Origin of the sequence: Microcystis sp. M53598_WE2, assembly GCF_030067735.1 — a bacterium.
Classification (GTDB): domain Bacteria; phylum Cyanobacteriota; class Cyanobacteriia; order Cyanobacteriales; family Microcystaceae; genus Microcystis; species Microcystis aeruginosa.
In genome coordinates this window covers 1-4,185 of sequence record NZ_JASJFE010000794.1, presented here as the reverse complement: position 1 = coordinate 4,185, position 4,185 = coordinate 1, and the positions used below count along the sequence as shown (strand labels likewise).

The following is a 4,185-nucleotide window of genomic DNA, read 5'->3' as shown; positions in this document are numbered from 1 at the left end:
TCCCAGCAAGGAGTAGATCTAGAAAAGTTCATGACTATCCTGCGTCAAAGTGCCTTATATGCGCCTACTTTTGACAAAAAATTAACCAGAATGTTAGAAGAAAATTATGCTAACCCTAATTTTCCCACTAAACATTTACTCAAAGATGTTAATCTCTTTTTAGAGGAATCGGAGAAGTTAGATTTAACCACTTTTCCCCTAACAGGAGTACAGCGCCTTCTTGAAAAAGCTTTAGAAATGGGATTCGCAGAGGACGATTATTCAGCTTTATACGGGGCGCTGAAAAAAGAATTAAGTAGGTAGGCGTTAAAAATTATCAGACACCCCCCTTATCAAGCGTAGGGTTGATTCATGAATCAACCCTACCTTATCAAGGGGGGGCAGGGGGGATCGAACCTAAAATCCATTTTTAATTTAATTATAACCAGCTACTTATAAACCGCTTGGCAACATCAAAAAGACTCTTTTTGGTTTGTCTAGTCGGACAACTGATAGGAAAAAAAACGGTAAAAGGCTTTAAATTTTCCTTAAGCTTTGTTGAGGTAGCCAGAAGAGGGGGTTAGAGTAGGAAGTGATGGAATTTTGGGCATATTTTTCTATGACGCTGACTGAATTTGGATTATTAGCGGGTTTACTTGCCCCCGGTATCCTACTCTCGATTTTGGTGATGGTGAGTTTTGCCAAAGGGGGCTAAAAACTGATAGAGACACCGATGAAAGTGTCTCTGTCTTGGGTGAAGATTAATCTATTTTTGGTTTTTTGCCCAATTTAATTGATTCTGTAGCTAACAAAATTGATTCTAAATGATGGCGCTTCTCCACTTGACCTAGGAAATAACCTGTCATCATCGCTGAAGCGAGAAGATTCGCCAAATTCTCGCGGTCGGTGGTAATTTGTACCGCAAAATCCTCTGAGGGCAACATTCCCACCAATCCCCTGACGTTTTGCGAGATAATATCTTTAATTTCGCTACTGACGGATTGGGCTATTCTCTCAAGGGTTTCAGGATGCTGCTGCTGGAGATACTGCATCAGACAGTTATCATTTTGTTCTTCGGTTTCCCAGGGAAAAAAATCAGGATTAAAAGTCATCAGAACTCCCACGCTGTAGTGGTTATTGGATCTAGGTTAACAAATCGCTCTTCTTGATTGCCCGAAGTCCCCCCATCTTCCTCAAGTTTAGCTCAGTGATCAGAAATATTCACCCCTAATATACCCTCTCTCTCCTTATTCCTGATCGGTAGCTTCCAGAATACCCTGTTCCCTAAGATTGTCAACCTCGAAATATTGATGAAATTTATCGGTTACTTCTAACCAGTAGGATCTACCCTCGTTTTGCTTGCGTTTTCTCACAAATCCTCGTTCTACCAAGTCCTGAACCTGTTGATAGGCCGTACTGCCCCGCAAATTAATTAAATCCGCTTGCAAAATCGGTTCTTTCAGTGCGATCGCTGCTAAAGTACGGAGGGTTCCTGTGCCTAATTCGGCCGGGATCAGGTCTTCGATCAAATTCTGATAAGCTGACCGCAATTGTAAACTATAACCGAGGGGGGTTTCCACCACTTCCAAGGCACTATCCCGGTGAGCATAATCGGACATTAACTCGATCATGGCATCTTCCACCGTCAAGCGATCGCTGTTGGTTAATGTCACCATCTCGGTTAAGGGGACAGGCTGCCCTTTTAGGTAAAGTATCGCTTCTAGACGGGTAGCTAGTCTGATCTCTTGGTGGGCTTCCGCGCTCAATCTCGACTACCTAAGTTTAGACAATGATTTAATATTCTACTAGAAGACGAACGAGAAAATTATGGAAACTTTTTGGAGTCAGGTTTTAGACTTTTGTTATCAGGCTACCGAGCAGGTGGGCGATCGCTTACTGGCTGATTTTGGCAAATTACAGGCCACCAATAAAGCAGATGGGACTTTAGTGACGGCTGCCGACCGTTGGTCCGATGGGGAATTGCGATCGCTAATTGCCCGCACTTTCCAGGATCATGGAGTCCTAACCGAGGAAACTACCCATATTTTCCCGGATCAAGAATGGTGTTGGGTCGTGGATCCGATCGACGGCACGACTAATTTTACTCGCGGTATTCCCATCTGGGGCATTTCCCTAGGACTTCTCTACTGGGGGACTCCCGTGTTCGGATTTGTTTATCTCCCCTGCCTAAAACAGGCCTATTATGGCTATTGGTACGGTGAGACGGGTTTAACCGGTCCAGAGGGAGCCTACCGTGATGGTCAACCGATTCACACCAGCGAAGATTTTCCCAGCAAAAATCATCTGTTTAATCTCTGCGCTCGTAGTACAGATATATTTAAAAATCCCTTTCCCTGCAAAGTGCGGATGATAGGAGTGGCTAGTTATAATCTGCTTTTGGTTGCCGATGGCACGGTTTTGGGAGGAGTGGAAGCAACCCCGAAAGTCTGGGATATTGCTGCGGTCTGGGCAATTCTACAGGCCGCTGGCGGAGTATTTATCTCTTTAGGAGAAAAGATTTTTCCCTTGCAGGTGGGGGAAAATTATAGCGATCGATCCTATCCCTGTTTAGCCGTGGCTCGATCGAATTTAGCGCCGGTTTTCTTGCCTTTAGTCGGTTTTCTCAAGGATGTTGCTTGAATGGAGAATTGCTCAGGTTAGAATAGCTGCATTTAATGGTTTTATCTCTATATTATTTCATGAGTTTTGATACTTCCTCTCTCAGCGAACGCAACGATAAAGCCGAAGTCTATCAGCCAGTAATTATTCGCCTCGAAAATGTATCTAAAATCTACGGCAGTGGCGAAACCATGGTTAAAGCTCTTAATAACGTCAATTTGAGCCTGAAAAAAGGGGAATATTGCGCTATTATGGGGGCTTCGGGTTCGGGAAAATCCACGGCCATGAATATTATCGGCTGTCTTGATCGTCCCACCTCGGGGTCTTATTATCTAGAAAATCTGGACGTTTCCACGCTGCCGGATGGGGATTTAGCCCAGATTCGCAATCGCAAAATCGGCTTTGTTTTCCAGCAATTCCATCTTTTACCCCAGATGAGTGCGCTAGAAAATGTCATGTTACCGATGATTTATGGTGGGGTTTCTCCCCAAGAAAGAAAGGAAAGAGCGATCGCTGCTTTAACGAAGGTAAAATTAGATAATCGACTGCACAATAAACCCAATCAATTATCGGGGGGACAACAGCAGCGCGTCGCTATTGCCCGGGCAATTGTCAATCAACCCATATTATTACTTGCTGATGAACCGACGGGGGCGCTAGACTCGAAAACTACCCAAGAGGTGATGGCTATTTTCTCGGAATTGAATAACAGTGGCATTACTATCGTCATGGTAACTCACGAGGCTGATGTGGCGCGTCACTCTCAGCGCATTATCTGGTTTAAGGATGGTGAAGTGGTTTATCCTAATCTCGCACCGACGGATTTACACGAGGTGATTGGGTAGGGTAGGGATTTTTCAGTTATCAGTGAAAAGAAAACGGCAACTTCCTAATTAGATATCTGTTAGGGATTGGGAAGAAAACCAAAAAGTTTGGCTGCCCCTCCTAAAATGGCAACAACCAAAGCGATTAGAATCCCTCGATTGGTAAATTCCTGATTAGCGACTCTTGCAGTTAATCCTTTAATTTCTGTGGTTAGTCGCTCATCTAGGGCTTTAATCTCCCCTTTTAACTCCGATTGTCCTATCTCTAGCTTGTTAACATCTCTTTGTAGAGAGTCTATTTTCCCCTCAATCCTTGTCAGAACAGCTTCTAGGGAATAAGTCACGGTTTCGTTAGACATGAGCTAAACTCCTATATTTTGCTATGTTGCGATTGCGCTATTTAGGGGTTGCCACCGAGTAGAGAAAATCTGATGCTGACGGTGATTATTGCCCCGATACCAGCACTAATTCCCCCAACAATCAGAGGTAAAATTAACCCCCGAAATCCCTGTAAGTCAGAAACAGACTTAACTAAAACAGATTGCTCGTTTTCTACTTTCTCTAATCTTTTATCGATGCCCTCAACCTTAAAGCCTAAGGCTTTAATCTCCCCTTTTAACTCCGATTGTCCTATTTCTACTTTGGTTAATCGTTCATCGATTTTGTCGAATTTTTGATTAACATCTTTTTGTAGAGAGTCTATTTTTCCCTCGATCCTTGTTAGAACAGCTTCTAGGGAATAAGTCACGGTTTCGTTAGACAT

Annotated in this window: 7 protein-coding genes; 3 read left to right on the top strand and 4 right to left on the bottom strand. The window is 43.6% G+C overall.

Translation table 11 applies throughout. The annotated features are described in order from the left end of the window. Positions 1 to 303 (top strand): NAD-binding protein (locus tag PX636_RS16220; protein WP_288117825.1); only part of this gene is annotated, 303 nt, incomplete at its 5' end. A 437-nt stretch (positions 304 to 740) separates the two neighbouring features. On the opposite strand, the gene PX636_RS16215 is transcribed toward PX636_RS16220, so the two are convergent. Both PX636_RS16215 and scpB read right to left on the bottom strand, forming a co-directional pair. Then, positions 741 to 1,091 carry a DUF760 domain-containing protein gene (locus PX636_RS16215; protein WP_002735620.1) on the bottom strand — a complete coding sequence of 117 codons (351 nt, stop codon included), beginning with the start codon at positions 1,089 to 1,091 and terminating at the stop codon, positions 741 to 743. A gap of 135 nt (positions 1,092 to 1,226) precedes the next feature. Continuing rightward, positions 1,227 to 1,745: an SMC-Scp complex subunit ScpB gene (scpB, locus tag PX636_RS16210; protein ID WP_002737651.1), complete on the bottom strand. Its 519-nt coding sequence runs from the start codon at positions 1,743 to 1,745 to the stop codon at positions 1,227 to 1,229. 61 nt (positions 1,746 to 1,806) lie between these two features. Here scpB and PX636_RS16205 point away from each other — a divergent pair, with 61 nt between their 5' ends. Next, positions 1,807 to 2,619 (top strand): inositol monophosphatase family protein, encoded by an 813-nt coding sequence (locus PX636_RS16205; RefSeq protein ID WP_004163085.1) that lies wholly within the window; start codon positions 1,807 to 1,809, stop codon positions 2,617 to 2,619. 59 nt (positions 2,620 to 2,678) lie between these two features. Continuing rightward, the gene (locus tag PX636_RS16200; protein ID WP_012264245.1) at positions 2,679 to 3,443 is read left to right on the top strand and encodes an ABC transporter ATP-binding protein; all 765 of its coding nucleotides are present in this window, start codon (positions 2,679 to 2,681) and stop codon (positions 3,441 to 3,443) included. A 59-nt stretch (positions 3,444 to 3,502) separates the two neighbouring features. Here PX636_RS16200 and PX636_RS16195 read toward each other — a convergent pair whose 3' ends face one another. Both PX636_RS16195 and PX636_RS16190 read right to left on the bottom strand, forming a co-directional pair. Beyond that, the gene (locus PX636_RS16195; RefSeq protein WP_002735949.1) at positions 3,503 to 3,781 is read right to left on the bottom strand and encodes a hypothetical protein; all 279 of its coding nucleotides are present in this window, start codon (positions 3,779 to 3,781) and stop codon (positions 3,503 to 3,505) included. 41 nt (positions 3,782 to 3,822) lie between these two features. Further along, on the bottom strand, positions 3,823 to 4,185 hold a 363-nt coding region (locus PX636_RS16190; protein WP_004163090.1), incomplete at its 5' end, for a DUF4164 family protein.

Coding starts and splice junctions, on each gene's coding strand:
- PX636_RS16205 (WP_004163085.1), top strand. CDS start 1,807: ATGGAAACTTTTTGGAGTCAGGTTTTAGACTTTTGTTATCAGGCTACC.
- PX636_RS16195 (WP_002735949.1), bottom strand. CDS start 3,781: ATGTCTAACGAAACCGTGACTTATTCCCTAGAAGCTGTTCTGACAAGG.
- PX636_RS16215 (WP_002735620.1), bottom strand. CDS start 1,091: ATGACTTTTAATCCTGATTTTTTTCCCTGGGAAACCGAAGAACAAAAT.
- PX636_RS16200 (WP_012264245.1), top strand. CDS start 2,679: ATGAGTTTTGATACTTCCTCTCTCAGCGAACGCAACGATAAAGCCGAA.